Source organism: Psychromonas sp. KJ10-10, from assembly GCF_047323245.1.
Classification (GTDB): domain Bacteria; phylum Pseudomonadota; class Gammaproteobacteria; order Enterobacterales; family Psychromonadaceae; genus Psychromonas.
The window spans coordinates 3255425-3277678 of record NZ_CP178826.1; the positions used below are offsets into that span (position 1 = coordinate 3255425).

The 22254-nt window shown below is 36.6% G+C and carries 30 protein-coding genes and 4 pseudogenes; 18 read left to right on the top strand and 16 right to left on the bottom strand.

The genetic code is table 11. From position 1 onward, the window contains the following. Window positions 1-15 precede the first annotated feature (15 nt). The 3 genes from ACLKMH_RS18655 (at window position 16) to ACLKMH_RS18665 (ending at window position 2254) form a co-directional block, all read left to right on the top strand. Window positions 16-1047: a diguanylate cyclase gene (locus ACLKMH_RS18655; protein ID WP_413699457.1), complete on the top strand. Its 1032-nt coding sequence runs from the start codon at window positions 16-18 to the stop codon at window positions 1045-1047. A gap of 1 nt (window position 1048) precedes the next feature. Beyond that, window positions 1049-1618, top strand: a complete 570-nt coding sequence (locus tag ACLKMH_RS18660) for a response regulator (RefSeq protein ID WP_413699458.1) — start codon at window positions 1049-1051, stop codon at window positions 1616-1618. 90 nt (window positions 1619-1708) lie between these two features. Further along, entirely contained in the window at window positions 1709-2254 is a 546-nt protein-coding gene (locus tag ACLKMH_RS18665; RefSeq protein WP_413699459.1) for a hypothetical protein, read from the top strand. A gap of 128 nt (window positions 2255-2382) precedes the next feature. Here the strand turns inward: ACLKMH_RS18665 and ACLKMH_RS18670 are convergent, their stop codons facing one another. From ACLKMH_RS18670 to ACLKMH_RS18685, 4 genes are all read right to left on the bottom strand, one after another. After that, window positions 2383-3105 carry an amino acid ABC transporter ATP-binding protein gene (locus ACLKMH_RS18670; protein ID WP_413699460.1) on the bottom strand — a complete coding sequence of 241 codons (723 nt, stop codon included), beginning with the start codon at window positions 3103-3105 and terminating at the stop codon, window positions 2383-2385. Next, on the bottom strand, window positions 3102-3752 hold the full coding sequence (locus ACLKMH_RS18675) for an amino acid ABC transporter permease (protein ID WP_413699461.1): 651 nt from the start codon (window positions 3750-3752) through the stop codon (window positions 3102-3104). Before ACLKMH_RS18675 ends, ACLKMH_RS18670 begins: the two co-directional genes overlap by 4 nt. A 60-nt stretch (window positions 3753-3812) precedes the next feature. Further along, window positions 3813-4424, bottom strand: a complete 612-nt coding sequence (locus ACLKMH_RS18680) for an amino acid ABC transporter permease (RefSeq protein ID WP_413699462.1) — start codon at window positions 4422-4424, stop codon at window positions 3813-3815. A gap of 255 nt (window positions 4425-4679) precedes the next feature. Then, window positions 4680-5507, bottom strand: coding sequence for a transporter substrate-binding domain-containing protein (locus tag ACLKMH_RS18685; RefSeq protein ID WP_413699463.1), 828 nt, complete (start codon window positions 5505-5507; stop codon window positions 4680-4682). A gap of 359 nt (window positions 5508-5866) precedes the next feature. On the opposite strand from ACLKMH_RS18685, the gene ACLKMH_RS18690 reads away from it, so the two are divergent. Together ACLKMH_RS18690 and ACLKMH_RS18695 are read left to right on the top strand one after the other, a co-directional pair. Next, a complete protein-coding gene (locus tag ACLKMH_RS18690) occupies window positions 5867-7600 on the top strand; it encodes an ABC transporter substrate binding protein (RefSeq protein ID WP_413699464.1) in 1734 nt (577 codons plus the stop codon). 109 nt (window positions 7601-7709) lie between these two features. Further along, a complete protein-coding gene (locus tag ACLKMH_RS18695) occupies window positions 7710-8294 on the top strand; it encodes a GGDEF domain-containing protein (RefSeq protein ID WP_413699465.1) in 585 nt (194 codons plus the stop codon). Window positions 8295-8369: 75 nt separating this feature from the next. On the opposite strand, the gene ACLKMH_RS18700 is transcribed toward ACLKMH_RS18695, so the two are convergent. The 12 genes and pseudogenes from ACLKMH_RS18700 to ACLKMH_RS18755 all read right to left on the bottom strand — a co-directional run bounded on the left by ACLKMH_RS18700 (window position 8370) and on the right by ACLKMH_RS18755 (window position 12565). After that, window positions 8370-8588, bottom strand: coding sequence for a DUF1499 domain-containing protein (locus ACLKMH_RS18700; protein ID WP_413699466.1), 219 nt, complete (start codon window positions 8586-8588; stop codon window positions 8370-8372). Continuing rightward, a complete protein-coding gene (locus tag ACLKMH_RS18705) occupies window positions 8557-9108 on the bottom strand; it encodes a hypothetical protein (RefSeq protein ID WP_413699467.1) in 552 nt (183 codons plus the stop codon). The genes ACLKMH_RS18700 and ACLKMH_RS18705 overlap by 32 nt, the downstream gene beginning before the upstream one ends. Before the next feature lie 114 nt (window positions 9109-9222). Next, on the bottom strand, window positions 9223-9462 hold the full coding sequence (locus ACLKMH_RS18710; RefSeq protein WP_413699468.1) for a tetratricopeptide repeat protein: 240 nt from the start codon (window positions 9460-9462) through the stop codon (window positions 9223-9225). Further along, window positions 9449-9610, bottom strand: coding sequence for a hypothetical protein (locus ACLKMH_RS18715; RefSeq protein ID WP_413699469.1), 162 nt, complete (start codon window positions 9608-9610; stop codon window positions 9449-9451). Before ACLKMH_RS18715 ends, ACLKMH_RS18710 begins: the two co-directional genes overlap by 14 nt. 44 nt (window positions 9611-9654) lie before the next feature. Further along, entirely contained in the window at window positions 9655-10110 is a 456-nt protein-coding gene (locus ACLKMH_RS18720; RefSeq protein WP_413699470.1) for a hypothetical protein, read from the bottom strand. Further along, window positions 10083-10283 (bottom strand): hypothetical protein, encoded by a 201-nt coding sequence (locus ACLKMH_RS18725; RefSeq protein WP_413699471.1) that lies wholly within the window; start codon window positions 10281-10283, stop codon window positions 10083-10085. Before ACLKMH_RS18725 ends, ACLKMH_RS18720 begins: the two co-directional genes overlap by 28 nt. Window positions 10284-10315: 32 nt before the next feature. Beyond that, window positions 10316-10555, bottom strand: a complete 240-nt coding sequence (locus ACLKMH_RS18730) for a hypothetical protein (protein ID WP_413699472.1) — start codon at window positions 10553-10555, stop codon at window positions 10316-10318. Then, entirely contained in the window at window positions 10515-10676 is a 162-nt protein-coding gene (locus ACLKMH_RS18735) for a penicillin-binding transpeptidase domain-containing protein (RefSeq protein WP_413699473.1), read from the bottom strand. Before ACLKMH_RS18735 ends, ACLKMH_RS18730 begins: the two co-directional genes overlap by 41 nt. Continuing rightward, window positions 10660-10890, bottom strand: a complete 231-nt coding sequence (locus ACLKMH_RS18740; protein WP_413699474.1) for a hypothetical protein — start codon at window positions 10888-10890, stop codon at window positions 10660-10662. Before ACLKMH_RS18740 ends, ACLKMH_RS18735 begins: the two co-directional genes overlap by 17 nt. A gap of 41 nt (window positions 10891-10931) precedes the next feature. Beyond that, a pseudogene (locus ACLKMH_RS18745) lies at window positions 10932-11707 on the bottom strand (transglycosylase domain-containing protein). A 190-nt stretch (window positions 11708-11897) separates the two neighbouring features. Next, window positions 11898-12233, bottom strand: a complete 336-nt coding sequence (locus ACLKMH_RS18750) for a DsbA family protein (protein ID WP_413699475.1) — start codon at window positions 12231-12233, stop codon at window positions 11898-11900. After that, the gene (locus tag ACLKMH_RS18755; protein ID WP_413699476.1) at window positions 12200-12565 is read right to left on the bottom strand and encodes a hypothetical protein; all 366 of its coding nucleotides are present in this window, start codon (window positions 12563-12565) and stop codon (window positions 12200-12202) included. Before ACLKMH_RS18755 ends, ACLKMH_RS18750 begins: the two co-directional genes overlap by 34 nt. 608 nt (window positions 12566-13173) lie before the next feature. On the opposite strand from ACLKMH_RS18755, the gene ACLKMH_RS18760 reads away from it, so the two are divergent. From ACLKMH_RS18760 to ACLKMH_RS18820, 13 genes and pseudogenes are all read left to right on the top strand, one after another. Continuing rightward, complete coding sequence (locus ACLKMH_RS18760) at window positions 13174-13311, top strand: hypothetical protein (protein ID WP_413699477.1); 138 nt, start codon at window positions 13174-13176, stop codon at window positions 13309-13311. Between the two features lie 58 nt (window positions 13312-13369). Then, complete coding sequence (locus ACLKMH_RS18765; protein WP_413699478.1) at window positions 13370-14086, top strand: ABC transporter substrate-binding protein; 717 nt, start codon at window positions 13370-13372, stop codon at window positions 14084-14086. Between the two features lie 31 nt (window positions 14087-14117). Further along, window positions 14118-14597 carry an ABC transporter substrate-binding protein gene (locus ACLKMH_RS18770; protein WP_413699479.1) on the top strand — a complete coding sequence of 160 codons (480 nt, stop codon included), beginning with the start codon at window positions 14118-14120 and terminating at the stop codon, window positions 14595-14597. Beyond that, window positions 14566-14808 carry a hypothetical protein gene (locus ACLKMH_RS18775; protein WP_413699480.1) on the top strand — a complete coding sequence of 81 codons (243 nt, stop codon included), beginning with the start codon at window positions 14566-14568 and terminating at the stop codon, window positions 14806-14808. The genes ACLKMH_RS18770 and ACLKMH_RS18775 overlap by 32 nt, the downstream gene beginning before the upstream one ends. Before the next feature lie 96 nt (window positions 14809-14904). After that, window positions 14905-15824, top strand: a pseudogene (oppB, locus tag ACLKMH_RS18780) (oligopeptide ABC transporter permease OppB). Window positions 15825-15836: 12 nt separating this feature from the next. Beyond that, a pseudogene (gene oppC, locus ACLKMH_RS18785) lies at window positions 15837-16740 on the top strand (oligopeptide ABC transporter permease OppC). 37 nt (window positions 16741-16777) lie between these two features. Next, on the top strand, window positions 16778-17746 hold the full coding sequence (locus tag ACLKMH_RS18790) for an ABC transporter ATP-binding protein (RefSeq protein WP_413699481.1): 969 nt from the start codon (window positions 16778-16780) through the stop codon (window positions 17744-17746). A gap of 11 nt (window positions 17747-17757) precedes the next feature. Continuing rightward, window positions 17758-18754 (top strand): annotated as a pseudogene (oppF, locus tag ACLKMH_RS18795) (murein tripeptide/oligopeptide ABC transporter ATP binding protein OppF). 341 nt (window positions 18755-19095) lie between these two features. Then, the gene (locus ACLKMH_RS18800; protein WP_413699482.1) at window positions 19096-19488 is read left to right on the top strand and encodes a P-loop NTPase fold protein; all 393 of its coding nucleotides are present in this window, start codon (window positions 19096-19098) and stop codon (window positions 19486-19488) included. Beyond that, complete coding sequence (locus tag ACLKMH_RS18805) at window positions 19460-20014, top strand: hypothetical protein (protein ID WP_413699483.1); 555 nt, start codon at window positions 19460-19462, stop codon at window positions 20012-20014. Before ACLKMH_RS18800 ends, ACLKMH_RS18805 begins: the two co-directional genes overlap by 29 nt. After that, a complete protein-coding gene (locus tag ACLKMH_RS18810) occupies window positions 20011-20241 on the top strand; it encodes an HAD hydrolase family protein (RefSeq protein WP_413699484.1) in 231 nt (76 codons plus the stop codon). Before ACLKMH_RS18805 ends, ACLKMH_RS18810 begins: the two co-directional genes overlap by 4 nt. Window positions 20242-20445: 204 nt before the next feature. After that, window positions 20446-20808: an HAD family hydrolase gene (locus ACLKMH_RS18815; RefSeq protein WP_413699485.1), complete on the top strand. Its 363-nt coding sequence runs from the start codon at window positions 20446-20448 to the stop codon at window positions 20806-20808. Window positions 20809-20866: 58 nt separating this feature from the next. Then, complete coding sequence (locus tag ACLKMH_RS18820) at window positions 20867-22093, top strand: glycosyl transferase (RefSeq protein WP_413699486.1); 1227 nt, start codon at window positions 20867-20869, stop codon at window positions 22091-22093. The last annotated feature ends 161 nt before the right edge of the window (window positions 22094-22254 follow it).

Consider the following 22254-nt stretch of genomic DNA (forward strand, 5'->3'; position numbering starts at 1 on the left):
AAAAGAGTAGCGATTATGAGCAACACAGAAACAATACCTACAAATGTCAATTCAGAAAACTATGAGCTAAATCGCATGGTTTTACTGATAGATGACCAAGTCATTGTCGGTGAAACCATTAGCCAAATGATTGCAAAGACAGAAGATTTGAATTTTCACTACAGCCAATTTCCAGCTCAGACTATGTCTTTAATCGAAGAAGTACAACCTGCGGTAATTCTGTTAGATATTATGATGCCTGATATCGATGGTATTACCCTATTAAGATACATTAGACAAAATAACAAAATGGCTAATATTCCCGTAGTGATGTTATCTTCCAAGGAGGAACCATCGGAAAAAGCCCTTGCCTTTGAAGCGGGTGCAAATGATTATCTAGTAAAAATTCCCGATGCAACCGAGCTAATTGCAAGATTGCGTTATCACACCACCTACTTCAATAATATGATCCATCGTGATTATGCCTTCCATGCTTTAAAAATTAGCCAAAAGAAACTTATTGAAAGTAACCTAGAATTGCAACGTGTCGCCACTATTGATTCATTAACTGGTTTATATAATCGTCGCTATTTTGATGACAAATCTTCTATTGAGTGGGCTCGATCATTAAGAGAGCAAATTCATATGTGTATTATTTTACTGGATATTGATTATTTCAAACAGGTGAATGATGTTTATGGTCATGCGATTGGAGATGAATACCTACAAAAGGTTTCAAAGGCATTAAAGACTTCTTTATTAAGAAAAACGGATATGGTTTCTCGCTATGGCGGTGAAGAGTTTATCCTATTATTACCACATACAGACCTTTCTGGTGGAGCGTTAATTGCGGAAAAGATGCGTATTGCAATTTTAGATCTTAATTTAGAGCACCCTACTCTCAATTCTGTTTCTATTAGTTTAGGTGTCTGTAGTGTTATTCCCACAGCTGATTTAAAGGTAGAGAATTTGATTAAATGTGCAGACTTAGCACTTTATAATGCAAAGGATAATGGCCGCAATAGAGTTGAAAAAATGGAATTTTCAATAACTCAGCTTAAAAACTAAGATGCCTATTTCAACACAAAATAACCATCCTATTTTCATTGTCAGTGATGATTTATTACAACTAAAGATATTAACTGCATTAATCCAAGAGCATGTCGATAATGCGTGCGTGGCAATTAACCACCAGGTCATTAATTCCGATGTAAGGCTGAAAAATGCGCAACTGATTATTATTGATCAGCGCTCTTTAGGTGAACACGCCTTAGCATTATGTGACAGGATTAAACAACAGCATAATCACCTGAAAATAATACTAATTTCAGGTTTGAGCCATCAAATTATACTTAGCCAAGCAATTAAATTAGGTACAGCTGACGACTATTTATTATTCCCAGTAGATAACAGTAAGCTTGCTACGATTCTCAAAAAGCATCACCAAAAATCGCCTCCAACGAGCACAAATAAATCCAACCCGCCTAGTAATGCCCGATCAGGTTTTTTATCAACTCTTCGCAATAATAATGAACCGCTACAACCTAAGATTAAAGCTGATAGTATGCTAGCATTATTAGAAAAACGATACCCAGGTATTCTTTATGGTAAGTGGCAAACAAGTGATCGGTTCAAATAAAATTCCACATTATAAAAAGTATTAAAACTTGTGTTCTTCTGCTTGCTAAGATATATCTATCTTTTTACGATAAGCTTTTAGGTGAAATAATTGAGTGCAAGTGATGAATCACATTTAGTGCCTGGTCGAGAGTGTGGAGAATGCACAGCCTGTTGTGTTGTTCTTCAAATTGATGATCAAGATTTTAAAAAACCAGCTGAGCAAGCCTGTGAAAACTTAATGGATAAGGGAGGCTGTAAAATTTATGCCTGTCGTCCTAATGTTTGCCAGGATTGGTATTGCGCTTGGCGTTTTATGGCACAATTAGATGAAACATGGCGACCTGATAGATCTGGCATCCTATTACGTTCCGATGAAAATGGCATCATTTTTCAACCCATTGACGATCCCCAAACAGTTTTAACCGCTGACAGAGCGATAGAGTTAATTGCAGGTGGTGTTGCTCAAGGTATTCCTATGTCGATGTCTATTCCTACTCGACAGGGTTATCGTAGTTATGGATTGTCGCTAAATGACTATTTAGGGGAAGCAGTGCAATCAATGAACTTAGTGATTATTCAAGATAGAATGATTGAGCTCATTGAATATTCACAGGCGCAGAATACGAGTATCATTCCAACCATCGAAAACCATTAAAGATCGGCTTCAAAATGACTTACGCTTTTGTTTTCAAAATAACCAGTTTTTTCAGGCTTGTTGAAAACAATTTAGCGCAAGTAATTGTGTAACGATTCCTAATTCGTTAGTTGGAATGACAAGTACTATTACAGCACTTTGCTCAAAAATTGCTGTGTTCTTTCTTTTTGAGGATTATCTAATACCTGTTGAGGGGTACCAATTTCTTCGATCAATCCTTGATGGAAAAAGGCCACTTTATCAGAAACTTCTTTTGCAAAGGCAATTTCATGAGTCACACATATCATTGTCATGCCATCATCTCGAAGCAAGCGTAATGTATCCAATACTTCACCCACTAATTCCGGATCAAGCGCAGAGGTTACCTCATCAAATAACATATAAGGAGGTTCCATCGCTAATGCTCGCGCAATAGCAAGGCGTTGTTGCTGACCTCCCGACATACGCGTCGGATATTCATTTAACTTATCTCCAAGGCCAACATGAATAAGCTCTTTTCGTGCAATTTCCTGCGCTTTTTCTTTGCTAAATCCTTTCACAATTTGTGGTGCAAGCGCCGCATTTTCCAGCACAGTTAAATGAGGAAATGAATTCCATTGCTGAAAAACCATACCTAAGTTTTGTCTTAATTTATTGATGTCAGTTTTCTTATCATGTACATCAACACCATCAACAATAATATTACCGCTATTTATTTTTTCGATGGCATTAATACAATATAATAGCGTCGATTTTCCGCTACCACTCGCACCTATAATACTCACCACTTCACCGCGATTTACCGTTAAATCAATACCTTTTAAAACTTCTAATTCTCCAAAAGATTTATGGACGTTTTTAATCTCAATCATATTTCCATCTTCCTTTCTACATATTTTCCATATCGTGACAACGGGTAGGAGATTGCAAAGTAAAATATTCCTACACCTATCAAAATCATCAGTGGTTGTTGTGTGCGTGTGATTAATTGTTCCGCTGTTCTTAATAGTTCCATATAACCAATCACAGAAACCAACGCAGAGTCTTTAATAACACTCAACGCCACACCTAACCATGATGGAAAAACAGCCCGCATACCAATCGGGATCCTGACGTATCTAACAGCCTGAAAATAAGTCATTCCCAAGGAGCGAGAAGCATTTATCATAGATGCGGGTACACTATCAAAGCCACTTCTAAACACTTCGCTCATAAAGGCCATAGTATAAAGAGACAAAATAATTGCCCCAGATACAAAAGGATCTAAGGGGTAACCTAACGCACCAATAAAGGTACTAAACAAAATCAATTGTATGATTAGTGGCACAGATCTAAGAACATCTAAAAAGCTACCTAAAACGATATTCATGGTTTTATTAGATTCAGCTCTTAAGAACCCCACAATTAACCCTAATAGGGAGCCAAACACAATAGCAACAAGAGAAATGAAAACGGTGTTCCAAACTCCAGTTAAAATAAAACCAGCATCATTCCAAGACAAAGGAGTAAATAAATTCATAATGAAACTTCTCCCTTAAATAATTTTTTAGCCATTAAACTTGATGCTAATAGAATAAATTTAGTCAGAATAAAATACATAACTGCAGACTACTATAAAAAACTCAAGGGTACGAAACGAAAGTGATTGTAACCTTTGCGTTTCACCGGAAAGTTCATTCATGCCCACTAAAATACCTAAGGAACTCATTAATACAGACCAAACAAATTGATTTGTCATCGGATGATAAATACGCCTAAACATTTGCGGTAAGATAATATAGCGATAAACCTTAATATTATTCATACCTAAAGATTTCGCCGCACTATATTGAGTGATAGGAATAGATTGGAAGCCCCCTCTAAAGGTTTCAGCTAAGTAGCCTGCATTGATAAAAACTAAAGCTGAAAAAACGGCAAAATAAGGGCTTAAATGAATACCATAGGCACCGAGCCCAAAGTAAGCCATATAAATAAGAAAAAGCGCTGGTGTGTTACGTGCGATTTCTATCCAAACATTTGCAATAGAATAAAAGAACTTTGATTTAGACATTTTTCCTAATGCTAAAAAAACCGCTATGACGATCCCTAATAGCATAGATAAAACAGAGACATGTACCGTTGTAAATGCACCGCTTAATAATTGTGGGAATGCATCATAAACTACACCCCAATGAAATTCATAGTTATCCATAGATCCTCTTTGTTAACTACTTGGATTAAACCGACGATTCAATTCGTCGGTTTACTTTTTATCAATCAAAATTTGTTAAATATTAACCGCAATAAGCATTTATTTTCAGTTGTTTTACATAATGAAAATACAATTCAATTAATACTTCCTTTGTATTAAACAATGTAAAATAAAAAAATGAGGTTATAACAAAGATTAAATGATAATTGCTTTTGTGCCCTTTATTTTCCCAAGAGCACAAAAAGCGAGTGAGACTTATTTATTATCTCGTAAAGCTTGTACCATATCTGGCGACACAGGTGTACCAAAGTGCTTGATATGTAACTCATTTAAACGTCCATCTCTAATTTGGTGAACTAAAAATAAGTTAAGGTAATTTATCCAAGCAAGCTCATCTCTTTTTGCAATCAAACCAACAACATCATCATAGTTAGGCACATAAGGGCCAGCGACGAAGTCATCAAATTGTCCAGATGTTAATTTAGTTGCAATGTTAGTATTAGTAGAAATAAGCGCATCAATCTTACCTTGATACAAACCTAAATAAGCATCATTTTCAGATTTAAAAGAGGTATAGTTATCTCTTCCCCAGCCTTGAGAATCAGCATACTTGAAGTATTCTGTTTCGTAAGTTGTACCAAGGGCGACACCAACTTTGACATTTTTAAGGTCTTCAAAAGAATCCATTTTCACGCCTTTTTTAGATAAGACTTGAAATTTGAAAACAAAATACGGGTAAGTAAAACCTACTGATTTAGCACGCTCTAGCGTGTCAGAAGTCGAGCCGACAACTACATCTGTTTTAGCTGAGATTAATGAAGGAATTCTATCGCCCCAAGTTAAATTAAGCACATTTGACTCTACGCCTAGCGCTTTAGCTAAATCATTACAGTAATCAACATCAAAACCAGTCGCTTTATTGTCTTTATCTGTGTAGCCCATTGGAGGAAAATCAAGTACAACGCCGCAATTTAAAGTACCACTTTTTATCACGTCATCAAGCTTGTCTGCATTCGCCGTTGATAATGCTCCCATGACAGTCATTGAAGCAACCACTAACGAAACTTTCTTTACTAACTTCATACTTTCTCCTTGAGTTATGTTATTTGAAATCTAATTGCCTTATCTATTTTAACTCTTAATAGTTAAGGACTCATTATTCAACTTATTGTTATTTAAACCAAATTTATGCATTTATCTAAGCGTATTTGGCTAATAAATCTTCAAACTTAGAATCAGTGTAACAAAATATAAAATTATTTGTGGATTTGTTTATAAACAGTTTTGAAAGTTTTAATGAATAAAATTTAAAATATTTCGTTAAAAACAATAATAAATATGTGATCTTAAAACCTTAGCTGTATTTCTTTGCACTATACTAAAAGAAGCCAATAACAATATTTCATCTCTCTGAGCCATTTTTAATACGATAGAGAAAGAGTATGCCTAAACGTCTTCTGCCACTTTTATTCACATTTTTTATTTTTTCTTCTTTTATAAATATTGTTCAGGCGAGCACAAAAAACATACTGGTATTACATTCATATCACCAAGGTTTGGAATGGACAGATAATGTTACTCAAGGCATCCAATCGGTTTTAACTTCTCAACAGCATGAAATTTATTATCAATACCTCGATACTAAACGCAATACAGGAGAACAATACGAAAAGAACTTAATCGAATTCTTTCAATCAAAAAAGCAACATATTAATTTTGATTTAGTCATCGTTTTCGATAACAACGCATTAGAGTTTATTCAACAATATGGTGAGGAACTCTATCCAAACGCACCAATCATCTTTGGTGGTATTAATGATTTTAATGAAACCTTGATCACAGGTATCAAACAAGTAACGGGTATTGTAGAAACTATTGATACATTAGGCACAATTGAATTGATGTTAAGCGTTCACCCTAACAGCAAAGAAATCATTATTATTAACGATCAAACAACCACAGGCAAAGCCATTGCCCAGCAAGTAAAAAAATCAACTCAACACTTAAAGGATAGAGTTAATTTTCAATTTTATGACAATTTTTCCTTCGATAACATTAAACAGGACTTAACTGATATCAAAGAAGACTCCCTTATTTATTTACTAACATTTAATCGAGATAAAAATAATCATTTTATTTCCTATCGTGATGGCATTAATTTAATTAATAACATAATTAAGGTTCCTATATACGGTTCCTGGGACTTCTATCTTGGGAAAGGTATTGTTGGAGGCGTTATTTCCTCTGGTTTTTTCCAAGGGAAGCAGGTTGCACAAATAGCCCTTAAAGTCTTAGCAGGCGAAAAGGCAAATGATATTCCTATTATCAAAGAAATAACTAATCAAACAATTTTTGACTATAACCTAATGACTAAATTTAATATCTCTAAAAAACAACTGCCTGTTGGTAGTAAGGTGATTAATAGTCCCCCTGCTTTTCTGGAAAGATTACAATTTATTCCACGCTGGTTAATCTTTACAATAACCGGAGCAATGCTTTTATTGTTGATGCAAATTGTTAATCAACGAAGAAATAAACTCACCATAGAGCAAATGAACAAATCGCTCGATATACAAGTAAAAAATAAAACCGTCGCGCTTTATGAAGCAAGCGAAAAATTAAATATATTACTCGATACGTTACCTTGCCCAATTTTCTATAAAAATGCAGATTGTATATATCAGGTTTGTAATGATGCCTTTGCCAAAACCATTCTTGGTTTACCCAAAGAAAAAATAAATAATCACTCACTTTATGATTTATCGAATAGGATCCCTGCTGATCTCGCAAAAGTATATAATCAACAGGATCTGGAGCTGATGAAAAACCCTGGTGTTCAATTATACGAAGCACAAGTAAAATGTTTCGATGATATAACCCGTGATTACATGCTTTATAAAGCCACACTAACTGACACAACGGGGAAGGTAACAGGCGTAGTTGGTGCAATGTTAGATATTAGCGATAGAAAAAAGAGCGAAATATACCTTAAGGAAAGTGAAGAAAGGTTCTTTAGCCTGCAAGAAGCGTCTTTCGAAGGCATTGCTATTCATAACGGCGGAGTTTTAATTGATGTTAATCAGCGCCTTTCAGAAATGACGGGCTATGCTATTGATGAACTAATTGGAATGGATGGATTTGATCTTTTTTCCCCGAACATAAAGACAGCGTTTTAAGAAATATGTTAAGCGATAATCCAAACCTTTTTGAAACACAAGCAATCAAAAAAATGGTATACAATTCCCCATTGAAATACGCTCACGGAAAATAGCCTTTCATGGTGAAATGGCACGAGTTGTGGTGATTAGAGATATCACCAAGCAAAAGCAAGCACAGAAAGAACGTGAAGATTTAATTGCGAAGTTGGAAGGTGCAAATCGCCAGTTACAATCCCTTGCCACGACTGATGCATTAACGGGTTTATTTAATCGAGGTTACATTTCACATAAGTATGCAAAAGAGATTAAAAAGTCACAACGCTATGGCAGTAATTTAACCATTGTGATGATGGATATTGATCATTTTAAAAAGATAAATGATAGTTATGGTCATCAATTTGGCGATATTGTTTTACAACGCGTTAGCCAAACTATCAAAAGTTGCACCAGAGAAATGGATCGTGTCGGTCGCTATGGTGGAGAAGAGTTTTTAATTATTCTTCCAAATACCAAGCTCGAAAATGGATATCAACTTGCAAACCGCATAAGAGAAACCATTGAGTCTATCAACTGGGAATACAAAAATATGAAAGTAACTATTAGTGGTGGACTGGCTCAATATCATGGGGAATCAGAAATAGAATTGTTAAAAACAGCTGACACTCTTTTATATTGTGCAAAATCACAGGGACGTAACAGGATCATTAAGTAACGCTTGATAATATGACCGTTCATCTTTAATCCCATTATTAAAGATGAATAGGTCTGCTAGATGTGAATGAATTATTTAACCTTGAAAAGCCTTCATAAATTCCCTAATACGATTTGCATTTACACCTCTATCACCTCGCCCAATACGAGAGACACTGCGAATATCTACACGACTAGCATTTCCTTCTGGTGTTACCACGACTACCACATCATCGACAAAACGATACAGAGGCGTGCGAGCACTGGCTTCAAAACGTAAATTATTATCGTCCTGAGCAACAATTTCCCATTCCATTACTGCGACCTACTCGTAAAGCTTCAGAATAAGATTGGATAGCAGATAAAGAAGATTGAATCGGCTGAATATCAGGGTAAGTTTTGAGCTGTTGTGTCGCTATTTCGGGACCACCGTAAACCAAAGTATTTTTTGCACCGGCACGCGTTTCATTTATCACTAAAAATGTCGGTGGATTTACCGTATCCGTTGTTATGTCATGAATGGCAGGATAACGCACTGGAGGATTAATCTTTTGGTATATTAATGGTGCTAATAAAACTGCTCCTAACAAACAAGTTAAGCAAGTTTTGACAGCGCCAAAGCGATTTCCAGTCAATATTTGATGTACTAAACCTAATATACCGATTGTGAGCACGAAGTAGCCAATAGGATTCATATATTGGCGAATAAGTCCAAAACCAACAATAGGCTCCCATAAATCGAAACGGGTGCCTAACATCATAGTCGCGACAGTTAACACAGCTAAAACGGCAATAAATAGTAACAAGCTTGCTAAACGAGATGATTGGGTTTGCATATAATTTTCCATTTCTAATAAAATATTAAAGGTTATTTAAAAATACAATTAAAACAAAGACTTTAGTACAATTTTCTCCTTTTTCAAATATTAACCGATAAAAATTTCTGATTTTTATTGCTGTTCGCTGTCATGAATATCGTTAACTAACACTAAAATATTATCTAATAAGTTACCCTCAGCACCTAAACTTAAACTTTTTTTAGCCAAAGAACGCGCCTGGGCATAACGCCCTTCAAGATAATTAACCTTAGCTAAATAATAATAACTATCAGGATAACGAGGGGTAATACGCACGGCCCTTTCTAATAACCTTTTTGCTCCCTCTAAATTGCCCTCTTTAATTTTTTTCACTGCTTTCAATCAAACTTAGAACTGCTTTAGGTGCACTGATGCTTTTACTTGCTTCATCCATCACTTTAGCGGGCGATGTTTGTTGATTCGTTTGTGTTTTTGGCTGTTGAGGAGGAACGTTGCTATAAGCAATAAGTAACAAAGGCACAAAAAAAGGACTACTTTGGATATTTTGATCATATTACTTCTCTTTTAATCACTTGATAATGTTTCAAACCAATCAAGTACTTTTCCTAATCCTTGACGGCAACGAACTTCAATTTTAGGCTGTTTACCTTCAATAAATGGAAGTGCAATTGCATCACTACAATTTTCTTGACTACCAGCACCAGTTTGCTTATTTACCCAAGCAATTTGAATATCTTCGGGTAAAATATTTTGCACCGCTAGCTGAGAACGCTGTTTGACAATATCAGCCCAAACTCTTAATGCACCACTGGAGCCTGTTAAACCTGTACTTTGATTATCATCTCTGCCTATCCAAACAACAGCCATCATATCGCCAGAAAAACCAGCGAACCAACTATCCCGTAAATCATTACTAGTTCCTGTTTTCCCTGCAACCGTAAAGTCGGGTAATAACCATTGTAATGCTTTACCTGTTCCTTCATGGGTAACGGCTAACATAGCATAACGTAATTGATACAAAACCTTTTCATCGAAACGTTGCTCAACTTCAAGGGATAACTCTTTAATAGTTTTCCATCGGTATCAAGTACCGCATTAATACTTAATAATGGACTATAAAAGCCATCGGCGACTAAGGTTTGATATATTTGAGCAACTTCTAATGGTGCCATTCCCATTGCACCTAATGTCATAGATGGCAAAAACCTTTCACGATGCAACCCACCTAATTTTTCAATATTTTTTGTATTACCTGTAATCCAACATCATTACCAAGGCGTGCTGTTGCTTGATTATAAGAGTTTGCAAGTGCTTGATACAATAGTACTTGGCCATGACTTTTCTTATCATAATTCTCTGGCGCCCAAGTATTATTATTATCAAGCTCAACGCGATATGTATCATCATCAATTAGTGTTGCTAAATCATATTGTTCGCTCTGCTCGCAAAGCAGATAAGTAAACAACTGGCTTGATTAAAGAACCGACCTGTCGCCGCGCATCGAGTGCGCGATTAAAACCGGCAAAACTTGCATCTTTATCACCAACAATAGCAATCACTTCTCCAGTATTAGGTTGTGTTATCACCACTGCACCTTGCAATTTGGCTTGTTTTTGTTGAGAGATAAAAGACTTCCAAGCTTTTTTCTGCACTCATTTGTATTAAAGGATCAAAGTGCGTAAAAATAGATAATCCATTGGTGCTCAAATCTTGTTTATCATAATCACGCTGTAATTGACGGCGCACAAAATCTAAATAGGCAGGATAACGTTGCTGACTAACAATGTTTTTATCTTCCATAGTGAGTGCTATTTTCTTTGCATTTTCAGCTAAATCTGGTGCTAACTTTCCTCTCTTACAGCAATATCCAGCACCAAATTTCGACGTTTTAAGGCACGTTCAGGATTTCGCCAAGGATTGTAATAACTGGCTCCTCGAACCAAGGCCACCAGCATCGCTTGTTGATCTAAACTTAAGTCTGCAAGTGGGCGTTTGAAATAATATTGACTGGCTAAGCCAAAACCATGAATAGCACGAGGCCCATCCTGTCCAAGGTAAATTTCATTCATATAACCTTCCAGAATTTCATCTTTATCAAAATGAAACTCTAAAAGTAAAGCCATGATCGCTTCTTTACCTTTCCGAGTAAATGTTTGCTCTGAGGTTAAATAATAATTCTTGATTAACTGTTGCGTTAATGTGGAAGCCCCCTGGGCAATTCCCCCTGTTTTAAATTGGCTATAATGGCCCTTAAAACCCCCTTAGGGGAGACACCGAAATGCTGATAAAAATCAGCATCTTCAACAGCAACCAACATATCTCGCAGTGTATCCGGCACCTCAGACATCTGAACCAGCAATCTATCTTCATTATGATCAGGGTAAATGCCACCAATAGAGATAGGCTCTAAACGTACTAAATCCTGATTTGATTTGCCTGTATTTAAAGAAACAACACGATTATTTTTGATGGAAATATTAATCACTTGAGAGGGACTTAATTCGTCAGTAAATTGAAAACTTGGCAAATAGATTTCAATATCTTGATTATTTTTCGGAAATACAACTTGCCTTGAAGCAGTTAAACGAGGCACAAAATCATAACCTAGTTGTTGCAATTCATAACGTAAATCCTGTGCTTTAATCGGTGCACCAACATATATTTCCAGAGCCCGAGCATAAACGATAGAAGGTATCGACCATTTTTTTCACTAAAGGTAGAACGAATAGTATTATCTAAGGTAAAAACAAAAGCGAACAATAGTATAACGAATAACAGGCTCAGCCATTTTAATAAGGTCATCAATTTCATTTTAATAGGGTTTTCTTCAGCCATGTAAAACACTTGTGGTTACTTAGAATGCTTTGAATATGATGTAATGTTTTTTGCGCCTCTAAATAATGCAACTTAATCGCATAATGTTGCCCGTTTACCTTCAATACTAATGAAGGAAAACCTTGAATGGGTAATTGCTGAGCGAAGCTTATTTCCTGCATTAATTGCTGATTAATCGATTCACTTTCAATTCGCTCTTTGAATGCTTGTTCATCTAAGCCAATGTGTTTAGCAAACTCTATTAATGTTGTTAATTCAGAGGGGTTTTGTGCATTTAAATAATAACCATGTTGAATGGCATGATACATTTTTTTTCTAAACCCTGTTCTCTAGCAACCAACACCGCCCGACAGGCTGGATAAGTTGAACGCTTAGGTTGGCATTTTGTCCAGAAATCAAAATTAAATTCAGTTCCTAATTGAGCGTGAATACGCGCCCAGGTATTCTGTAACATCTTTTGTAAGTCATCGGGCATTGGTTCATTAGAATCCGGTGCTAATCCGCCAAGCACACTCTGTATTTGCAAACTATCAGCAAACTCTTCAGCTAATAAATCTTGCAGTTTTTCCCAAGTATTGTGGTATCCCCAACACCAACTGCACATAGGGTCGTACACATAATAAAGACTTGCTTCACTCATGAAAATTCCTTTAATTTATTAACTTAATAAAAAATAAGCTTGAATAGGATTGTTGTTTAATAATGATTATGACAGCTATTAGACAAATCGGTTTATGAAAGTTCACGTTTTTCTGTGTAAATGCGTTATATCGATTGTATCGATTAAAGTGTCTATTTTTTATACTCAAACAAAAGTTGACCAATTATTCAACAATTTTATATTAAAGCACTTATCAATAAGCCTATTGCAATCAAAAATGAAACTAAAAATACCTTTTCTTTGATTTAACCCCCTCTAAAAACATCTAAAAACAGTTATGTTGTCCAAGTATTTTTTAGGGATACCTTACTTTTGAATAAGACATATTGTTAGATAGGGATTAATTCAGAGTTAAATATTTATATGGATAGCGTATTTTCAAGCACATAGTTTTCGGTCTGAAATAGACTTTTTATAAGAATCATCTTGTGAAAGCGCTTTCTTTTGTTTAATCTGTTTTAAGATTCACTATCAACAACGATGTAGTTATAAGGTTTTCTAAATATCTTTTTTTCAAATCAATACATACAAAGTGTATGTATTTCGATGAAATGTAATTAATAAAGCATAATAATAGGGATTTAATCGTGTATAAAAATAAAATTACTCAAGCACTACTTATGGCAAGAGGTTTTACGCTTGCAACTGCATCAATCTCAGCCCCTGTCGTGGATGTACCTGCTGGTACTAAATTAGCAACAGAAACAAGAACTTGTTCGTGGTAATGGATCTGAAGTCGCTTCTCTAGACCCACATAAAACGCAAGGTGTACCTGAATCTCATGTGATTCGCGATCTTTTAGAGGGGTTAGTGAATCAAGATGCCGATGGTAATACCATACCTGGCGTAGCAGAACGTTGGGAGACAAGTGATAATAAAACCTTTACGTTCTACTTACGTCAAGACGCTAAATGGTCAAATGGTGATCCCGTCACTGCACATGATTTTGTTTACAGCTTCCAACGTGCCGTTGCCCCCGAAACTGCTTCACCATATTCTTGGTACCTTGAAATGACTACCATGGCAAATGCAAGAGATATTATTGCCGGGGAAAAAGATAAATCAACACTCGGTGTTAAAGCGATTGATGATTATACTTTTCAAGTACAGTTAGACAATGCCGTTCCTTATTTTGTAATGATGATGGGCCATACAACGGTTAAACCAGTGCACAAAGCAACCGTTGAGAAATTTGGTGATAAATGGACTAAACCAGAAAACTTCGTTGGTAATGGGGCTTTTGTTGTTAGTAACTGGGTGGTTAATGAACGTATTGAAATGGTGCCTAATGTAAACTATTGGGATAATGCGAAAACAGTACTAACTAAAGTCACTTTCTTACCAATTGAAAACCAAGTCGCAGAAATGAACAGATTTTTATCTGGCGAGCTTGATTTCACCTATGAAATTTCTAATGAACACTTTAAGCGTCTGAAAAAAGAACACCCTGAATCAGTAGCGATTAAAGGCGATTCTATGTACTTATTATTACAACTTTAATACTCAGAAACCGCCCTTTGATGATATCCGAGTGCGTAAAGCTATCTCCTATGCGATTGACCGCGACATCGTTGCTAATGCATTACTTGGGCAAGGCCAAAAACCGGCTTATTTCTTAACACCTGAAATTATTGCTGATTTCAGCCCTACTCTTCCTGCCTACGGCAAATTAACTCAAAAAGAGCGTAACGAAAAAGCGAAAGAACTATTAGCAGAAGCTGGTTATAACAAGGCAAACCCACTTAAATTTAGCTTGCTGTACAACACCAGTGAAAACCATAAAAAACTAGCTGTTGCAATTGGGTCTATGTGGAAAAAAACTTTAGGCGTTGAAGTCACCCTAGAGAATCAAGAGTGGAAAACTTACTTAGAAACTAAAAACCAAGGTAACTTTGAAGCCGCTCGTGCTGGTTGGTGTGGCGATTATAATGAACCATCAACATTTACTTCTTTAATGGAAAGTAATAACACCACTGGTGGTGTGCATTATAAAAGCGCGAACTTACGATGAATTAATAAAACGAGGCATTGAAACGACTTCTGCGAAGGAACGAGAAGAATTGTACTACGCCCAGGAAGCCTTATTAGCTGAAGATATGCCAATTGCACCAATTTATCAGTATGTAAAAACCCGCTTACTTAACCCTCGTGTAGGTGGTTATGCTGTCAATAATGCAGAAGATAAACTGTATTCAAAAGACATGTACATTATCGCTGAATAAACCATATTGCAATTAATCGAAGAGGCCAAGAGCAAATATTACTTTCATATATTTGCTCGACCGCCTCTTTTTTTGTTTAATTAAACAGAGTGAATTATGCTTAAATTCATACTAAAAAGGATCATTGAAGCAATTCCAACCTTGCTAATATTGATCACTATCTCGTTCTTTTTAATGCGCTTTGCACCTGGTAGCCCTTTTTCCAGTGAACGAACATTACCCCCTCAAGTGATGGAAAATATTAATGCCAAATATGGCTTAGATAAACCCGTCATGGAACAATACACCACTTACTTGACTAACGTCTTACAAGGTGATTTAGGGCCTTCCTTTAAATACAAAGACTTTACGGTAAATGAACTAGTTGGTACGCATTACCCGTTTCCGCGAAAATAGGCTCCTTTGCTTTTGTATTTGCATTAGTCTTTGGCGTCGCCATTGGCACCATAGTCGCACTTCGACAAAATACTTGGTTAGATTACAGCATTATGTCTACCGCTATGCTAGGTATCGTGATGCCCTCCTTTGTTCTCGCCCCAGTGCTGATCTATATTTTTTCTATCAATTTAGGTTGGTTTCCCGCAGGTGGTTGGCTCGATGGTACAGCCCAATATATGGTATTACCTGTATTAGGCATGGCAATGATGTATGTCGCTACCTTTGCACGTATCACACGCGGTAGCATGATTGAAACCCTAAATAGTAACTTTATCCGAACCGCTCGTGCTAAAGGATTAAGCTTTTCTTATATTGTTTTAAAGCACGCTCTTAAACCTGCGATGTTACCCGTTGTTTCCTATATGGGCCCTGCTTTTGTGGGCATTATTACTGGTTCTGTGGTAATTGAAACCATCTTTGGTTTACCTGGTATCGGAAAACTCTTTGTTAATGCCGCCTTTAATCGTGACTATTCACTAGTAATGGGTGTCACCATTCTTATTGGTTTCTTATTTATTTTGTTCAACGCCATAGTCGATATTCTTCTCGCTTATGTTGACCCGAAAATTCGTTATTAAAGGAAGAATGTTATGTTAACGAAAAAACAAAATTTAGAGGCGATTGATAATTTCGCTGAAAATTTAGAAATAGAAGGTCGTAGTCTTTGGCAAGATGCGCGTATTCGTTTTATGCGTAATAAAGCTGGCTATGATCAGCCTGATTATTTTAATTGCAATTACAGTGTCAGTTATCTTTGTGCCTATAGTCGCTGAATTTGCCTTTGATGATACTGATTGGTATGCCTTGCATGAAGCACCTTCTGATGTACACCTTTTTGGTACCGATAGTCTCGGGCGAGATTTATTTGTACGAACCTTTATAGGTGGACGTATCTCCTTAATGGTTGGCGTACTTGGTGCTTTAGTCGCGGTTATTATTGGTACTGTTTATGGCGCAACTTCAGGTTTCATTGGCGGTAAAGTAGACCGTATGATGATGCGATTTTTAGAAATTCTCTACTCTATTCCCTTTATGTTTCTAGTGATTGTACTGGTGACGTTCTTTGGTCGTAATATTGTTTTGATTTTTGTCGCTATTGGCGCCATTGCTTGGCTTGATATGGCGCGTATTGTTCGTGGTCAAACCTTAAGCCTTCGCGGTAAAGAGTTTATCGAAGCGGCCCATGTTTGTGGTGTCAGTAAATGGAACATCATCAGACGTCATATCATCCCAAATGTATTAGGCATTGTTGCCGTATATTCTACTTTATTAGTACCAAGCATGATTTTAACTGAATCCTTTCTGAGCTTTTTAGGGCTTGGCGTGCAAGAGCCAATGACTAGTTGGGGAGCATTGTTACAAGAAGGCTCTCAAACCATGGAAGTGGCTATTTGGCAAATCGCTTTTCCAGCGACGTTTATGGTCATCACACTATTCTGCTTTAACTATATCGGTGATGGTTTGCGTGATGCACTTGATCCTAAAGATAGATAAAACTTGGTAACAGACAGAAAGTATAAAAGGAAAAATAATGAATTTATTAGATGTCCAAGATCTGCGTGTCGAGTTTACCACTCAGGATGGTAATGTTACTGCCGTGAATGATCTTAATTTCTCACTTCAACCCGGTGAAACACTCGGTATTGTTGGAGAATCAGGTTCAGGAAAATCACAAACTGTATTTGCCTTAATGGGCCTATTAGCAAAAAATGGTATTGTTTCAGGTAGCGCAAAGTTCGAAGGTAACGAAATACTCAATTTACCGGAAAAACAATTAAACAAGGTGCGTGCTGAACAAATCGCGATGATTTTCCAAGATCCTATGACATCATTAAACCCTTATTTAAAAGTAAGTGTTCAAATGATGGAAGTGTTGATTTTACATAAAGGAATCAGTAAAAAAGAAGCCTATGAAGAATCAATAAAAATGCTAGAAGCGGTTAAAATACCAGAAGCACGTAAACGCATAGATATGTATCCTCATGAATTTTCAGGGGGAATGCGTCAACGCGTAATGATTGCAATGGCGTTGTTATGTCGACCTAAATTACTGATCGCCGACGAACCTACCACCGCACTCGATGTTACCATCCAAGCGCAAATCATGGCTTTATTGAATGAGTTAAAAGATGAGTTTAATACCGCTATCATTATGATCACCCATGATTTAGGTGTTGTTGCAGGTAGTTGCGATAAAGTGCTAGTGATGTACGCAGGACGTACTATGGAATATGGTACGGTAGATGAAATTTTCTACAAACCGAGTCATCCCTATTCTGAAGGCTTACTAAAATCTATTCCGCGATTAGACAGTGAAGAAGATATTTTACCAACCATTCCGGGTAATCCACCTAATTTACTGAACTTGCCAACAGGTTGCCCTTATCAAGATCGTTGCCATAGGGCACTGGATCGCTGTAAGAATGAATCACCACAATTAAAACACTTTGATGAACAGCGTTCGCGGGCGTGTTTTTCTGACTGGGAGACATGGTCATGAATAATGAAAAAATGCATAAAACAGAAAATAACAAATCATTAATTCTGGATATAAAGGATCTTAAAGTCACCTTCAATATTCCGTCAAAGTCAGCTTGGCCCTGGGCAAAACCAAGTGGTTTGAAAGCTGTTGATGGTGTTAGTCTTAAATTATATGAAGGTGAAACACTTGGAGTTGTTGGTGAATCAGGTTGTGGTAAATCAACATTAGCACGCGCCATTATTGGTTTAGTGCCTGCCACTTCGGGCAGTGTTGTTTGGCTTGGAGAAGATCTAACAAAACTTGAAGATGAATCTCTACGCCTAAAGCGCAAAGAAATTCAAATGATATTTCAAGATCCCCTTGCCTCTTTAAACCCACGTATGAACGTGGGTGATATTATCGCAGAACCACTGAAAACATTTTATCCGAATTTAACTAAAGATGAAGTTAAGTCACAGGTGAAAGAAATGATGGCTCGCGTTGGATTATTACCTAATGTAATTAATCGCTACCCCCATGAATTTTCTGGCGGACAATGTCAGCGTATCGGTATTGCAAGAGCACTCATTTTGAAACCTAAAATGATAATTTGTGATGAGCCTGTTTCGGCATTAGACGTATCAATTCAAGCGCAAGTGGTGAATTTATTACAGGAATTACAAAAAGAGCTAGGACTTAGTTTGGTCTTTATTGCCCATGATCTATCCGTTGTAAAACATATTGCTGATCGTGTATTAGTAATGTATCTGGGTAAACCCGTTGAATTTGCAGAATGTAATGCTCTGGTTCTCGGCGCCTCAACATCCTTATACAAAAGCACTCATGTCGGCCGTACCGATTCCTGATCCACGTATTGAGCGTAATAAGAAAATCCAAATGCTTGAGGGCGAACTTCCCTCTCCAATTAACCCACCTTCTGGTTGCGTGTTCAGAACACGTTGTCCAGTTGTAACTGATGCCTGTGCATCTAAAAATCCACAATTAAAAGGAAATGAAAGCCACTCTGTATCTTGCCTTTTACAATAAAAAGCCTTTCAAGCGCGTAAGCAAATTACGCGCTTATTAAAACTAATGAGCAACTAATATAGAGTAAAATTTTACTCTTGATTGAAAAACAACATTCGTTTAGCCTAAAATATTAGTCGCATCACAAACTGTACTCTTGCACCAAAATGATCCATTCTTAATATCAAAAATAGTTTTTTACAAAATATGATAAGCTCTTTACCTATAGATAAATAAATAGTATTTTAAAAACAGAGGTTTAATAATTAAAAACACAAGAAAAATACAAGTGTGAATGTTGGTTCAAATATTGCTTGATTTAACTAAGGGCAATAATTTAGAAAAAATGAAAGGACTTATTAATGTATCAATCATTTATTAAACAACATCGACTGAATAATGATTTTATCGATTTAGCAAAGATGCACTTTGCCCCGCTTGCACAGGAAATCATTGCCAAGCAATCTGAAATTAGCGCTTTAAATGTGGCTAAAGAAGAACAAACGCCTCCTTTTTTTGTTGGCGTAAACGGTCGCCAAGGCTCTGGAAAATCAACCCTGTCTGATTTTCTTTGTCATTATATTGAACAGGAAACCGACCTAAAGGTGATAGTTCTATCACTTGATGACTTTTATTTTTCTCAACAAAAACGCGCTCAACTTGCAGAAGATGTACACCCTCTATTTAAAACCCGTGGCGTTCCCGGTACACACGACGCAAGCACAAATGAAAGACATCTTTGCACAATTAACTAAAGCAACAGGCTCTATTGCCTTACCTCGTTTTAATAAAGCCACCGACAACCCTTTTCCTAGTGAAGAATGGCCTTGCATTGACCTTCCTGTAGATATTGTTATTTTTGAAGGCTGGTGTTGGGGTGTTACGGCACAAAAAGAACAACAACTGATCACCCCGATTAACGCCTTAGAAGAACAATTCGATAAAGATGCGCAATGGCGTACCTATGTAAACCAAACACTGATTAATGATTATCAAACACTTTATGAAGCCATGGATTTTTGGGTGTTATTAAAAGCACCTAGTTTTGATTGTGTTTACCAATGGCGTCTTGAGCAAGAAGACAAACTACGTGAAAAAGCCGATGCTACAAATAATAGTGGTGTCATGTCTGAACAACAGGTATTGCAATTTATCCAATATTACCAACGCTTAACAGAACACAGTTTAAGCACTATGGTAGATAGTTGTGATCGTGTTTTTTATCTCGATGAAAAGCGTAAGATAGAAAAAACCACCAATAAAAAGCAGAATTTAAAATGAATAAAAAAAGATTAGTCTTTACAGATTTAGATGGCACCTTATTGGGTCATTATACTTACCAAACAGAGCCGGCAGAAGAAACTATTACTGCTCTCAAATTTCATGATATTCCTATTATTCCTAACAGTAGTAAAACACTGCAAGAAATAGTATTGATTCGCCAACAATTAGATTTAATGTCACCTTTCATTATAGAAAATGGTGCGTGCGGTTTATATTCCCGTTAATTATTTTGATGTTCAGCCAGAGGAACTCATTTAGATAATGGTTTCTGGGTTAAACCCTTTTGCCAAACTAAAGAGCACTGGCTTTCTTTAATATCTGAGCAAGCACCTGAATTCAAAAAACATTTTCAAGGATTCTCTGAACTCACTAACGAGCAATTAGCGGAACTTACTGGGTTAGATATTGTCCAAGCTTCACTGGCTAAAATGCGTCAATATGGTGAACCACTTAATTGGCTTGGTACCGAGGAAGTAAAAAGTGAATTTATTAAAAAAATGAACCTGATGGGTGCAAATATTTTACAAGGTGGACGTTTTGTTCATGTCAGTGGACACTGTGACAAAGGTGTTGCTCAACGCTGGTTAACAGAACAGTATCAAAAACAAAACCCCAAAAGCAAATACATTACTATCGCACTTGGTGATAGTGATAACGATAGCGCAATGCTTGAAGAAGCAAGTCTCGCAGTACAAATAAGCTCGCCAGTGCACGATTTTCCTAAACTAAAAGAAAAGAAGGTGTTTATCAAAGTCGTCAATGCGGGCCTGCAGGCTGGGCAGAAAGCCTAGAAAAACTAATATTATCAGAACTTATTGCGCAGTAGATTAACAGCACAGGAGATTTATCATGGCTGATTTTTATCAGAACGGTATTGTCACAACAATGCATAACTTGACAAGACGTAGTGATCAAGATTTAGAGCAAGAATTAAAAACCTTTACTAAAAAACGTCCAATGGGACTTATTTTACCCTCATTATTTTCAGAATTAGAAGGTGACGCGCTACCAGAAATCGTAGACCACTTATGTGAAGTCCCCTACTTAACTGAAATTGTCATCGGCCTAGATAGAGCTAATGAAGAACAGTATCGTCACGCCTTAAAATTCTTCAAAAAACTACCTCAACATCACCGTGTTTTATGGAATGAAGGGCCAAGGTTAAAAGCCTTAGATGCTAAATTACAAGCATTAGGTGTTGCCCCTAAGGAATTAGGTAAAGGGCGCAATGTTTGGTACTGCATGGGTTATACCCTAGCTTCTGGCAAAACAGAATCGGTTGCCTTACATGATTGCGATATTGTCACCTACGATAAAGGACTTTTAGCTCGTTTAATTTACCCAGTTGCTAATCCGATGTTTAATTATGAATTTTGCAAAGGTTATTATGCACGAGTTGCCGATGGTAAAATTAATGGTCGAGTTTCACGTTTACTGGTTACACCACTAGTAAAAGCATTGAAAAAAACCATCGGTCACAATGATTACTTAGAGTTTATTGACAGCTTTTTATATCCACTTGCAGGAGAGTTCTCCTTTAGAAAAGATGTTTTATCGGACTTACGTATTCCAAGTGATTGGGGATTGGAAATTGGCGTTTTATCAGAAATGCACCGTAATTATGCAAGTAACAGAACCTGCCAAGTTGATATTTCCGATGCTTACGACCATAAACATCAAGACCTTTCTCTGGACAATACTGAAGGTGGGTTATCAAAAATGTCCATTGATATCACCAAAGCATTTATTCGAAAATTGGCCACACAAGGGCAAACCTTCACTAGTGAAGATATTCGAACACTGAAAGCAACCTACTACCGTATCGCGCTTGATTACGTCGAAATGTATCGTAATGATGCCATGATGAATGGCCTTAAAGTAGATATCCATTCAGAGGAAAAAGCGGTTGAAATGTTTGCAGAAAATATTATGACTGCTGGTCAAGTATTTTTAGATAAACCAATGGAGACGCCATTTATTCCTTCATGGAATAGAGTTATCAGTGCCATGCCAGATGTGCTAGAACAGCTTAAAGAAGCAGTCGAATTGGATTATCAAGAGTTTAGTGAATCCTAATAAAAAAACAAAAGGCATGATTAATCTTTGGTGGTATTAATCATGTCCTCTTAAAAAACCACCACCACAATAAAATTGATAGGGATATTTATGGCTGATGAGAAAAAACTAACGATGTGCTAGACGCCTTAGCGACTAATTTAACCCAGCAACTCAGCTTT

Excerpts from the sequence above, each read along its gene's own strand:
- ACLKMH_RS18815 (WP_413699485.1), top strand. The coding sequence starts at position 20,446 with ATGCGTCAATATGGTGAACCACTTAATTGGCTTGGTACCGAGGAAGTA.
- ACLKMH_RS18820 (WP_413699486.1), top strand. The coding sequence starts at position 20,867 with ATGGCTGATTTTTATCAGAACGGTATTGTCACAACAATGCATAACTTG.
- ACLKMH_RS18660 (WP_413699458.1), top strand. The coding sequence starts at position 1,049 with ATGCCTATTTCAACACAAAATAACCATCCTATTTTCATTGTCAGTGAT.
- ACLKMH_RS18670 (WP_413699460.1), bottom strand. The coding sequence starts at position 3,105 with ATGATTGAGATTAAAAACGTCCATAAATCTTTTGGAGAATTAGAAGTT.
- ACLKMH_RS18725 (WP_413699471.1), bottom strand. The coding sequence starts at position 10,283 with ATGACATTAGGTGCAATGGGAATGGCACCATTAGAAGTTGCTCAAATA.
- ACLKMH_RS18655 (WP_413699457.1), top strand. The coding sequence starts at position 16 with ATGAGCAACACAGAAACAATACCTACAAATGTCAATTCAGAAAACTAT.
- ACLKMH_RS18685 (WP_413699463.1), bottom strand. The coding sequence starts at position 5,507 with ATGAAGTTAGTAAAGAAAGTTTCGTTAGTGGTTGCTTCAATGACTGTC.
- ACLKMH_RS18680 (WP_413699462.1), bottom strand. The coding sequence starts at position 4,424 with ATGGATAACTATGAATTTCATTGGGGTGTAGTTTATGATGCATTCCCA.
- ACLKMH_RS18695 (WP_413699465.1), top strand. The coding sequence starts at position 7,710 with ATGGCACGAGTTGTGGTGATTAGAGATATCACCAAGCAAAAGCAAGCA.
- ACLKMH_RS18700 (WP_413699466.1), bottom strand. The coding sequence starts at position 8,588 with ATGGAATGGGAAATTGTTGCTCAGGACGATAATAATTTACGTTTTGAA.
- ACLKMH_RS18800 (WP_413699482.1), top strand. The coding sequence starts at position 19,096 with ATGTATCAATCATTTATTAAACAACATCGACTGAATAATGATTTTATC.
- ACLKMH_RS18810 (WP_413699484.1), top strand. The coding sequence starts at position 20,011 with ATGAATAAAAAAAGATTAGTCTTTACAGATTTAGATGGCACCTTATTG.
- ACLKMH_RS18755 (WP_413699476.1), bottom strand. The coding sequence starts at position 12,565 with ATGAGTGAAGCAAGTCTTTATTATGTGTACGACCCTATGTGCAGTTGG.
- ACLKMH_RS18750 (WP_413699475.1), bottom strand. The coding sequence starts at position 12,233 with ATGTATCATGCCATTCAACATGGTTATTATTTAAATGCACAAAACCCC.
- ACLKMH_RS18705 (WP_413699467.1), bottom strand. The coding sequence starts at position 9,108 with ATGCAAACCCAATCATCTCGTTTAGCAAGCTTGTTACTATTTATTGCC.
- ACLKMH_RS18790 (WP_413699481.1), top strand. The coding sequence starts at position 16,778 with ATGAATTTATTAGATGTCCAAGATCTGCGTGTCGAGTTTACCACTCAG.
- ACLKMH_RS18690 (WP_413699464.1), top strand. The coding sequence starts at position 5,867 with ATGCCTAAACGTCTTCTGCCACTTTTATTCACATTTTTTATTTTTTCT.
- ACLKMH_RS18675 (WP_413699461.1), bottom strand. The coding sequence starts at position 3,752 with ATGAATTTATTTACTCCTTTGTCTTGGAATGATGCTGGTTTTATTTTA.
- ACLKMH_RS18740 (WP_413699474.1), bottom strand. The coding sequence starts at position 10,890 with ATGGAAGATAAAAACATTGTTAGTCAGCAACGTTATCCTGCCTATTTA.
- ACLKMH_RS18805 (WP_413699483.1), top strand. The coding sequence starts at position 19,460 with ATGAAAGACATCTTTGCACAATTAACTAAAGCAACAGGCTCTATTGCC.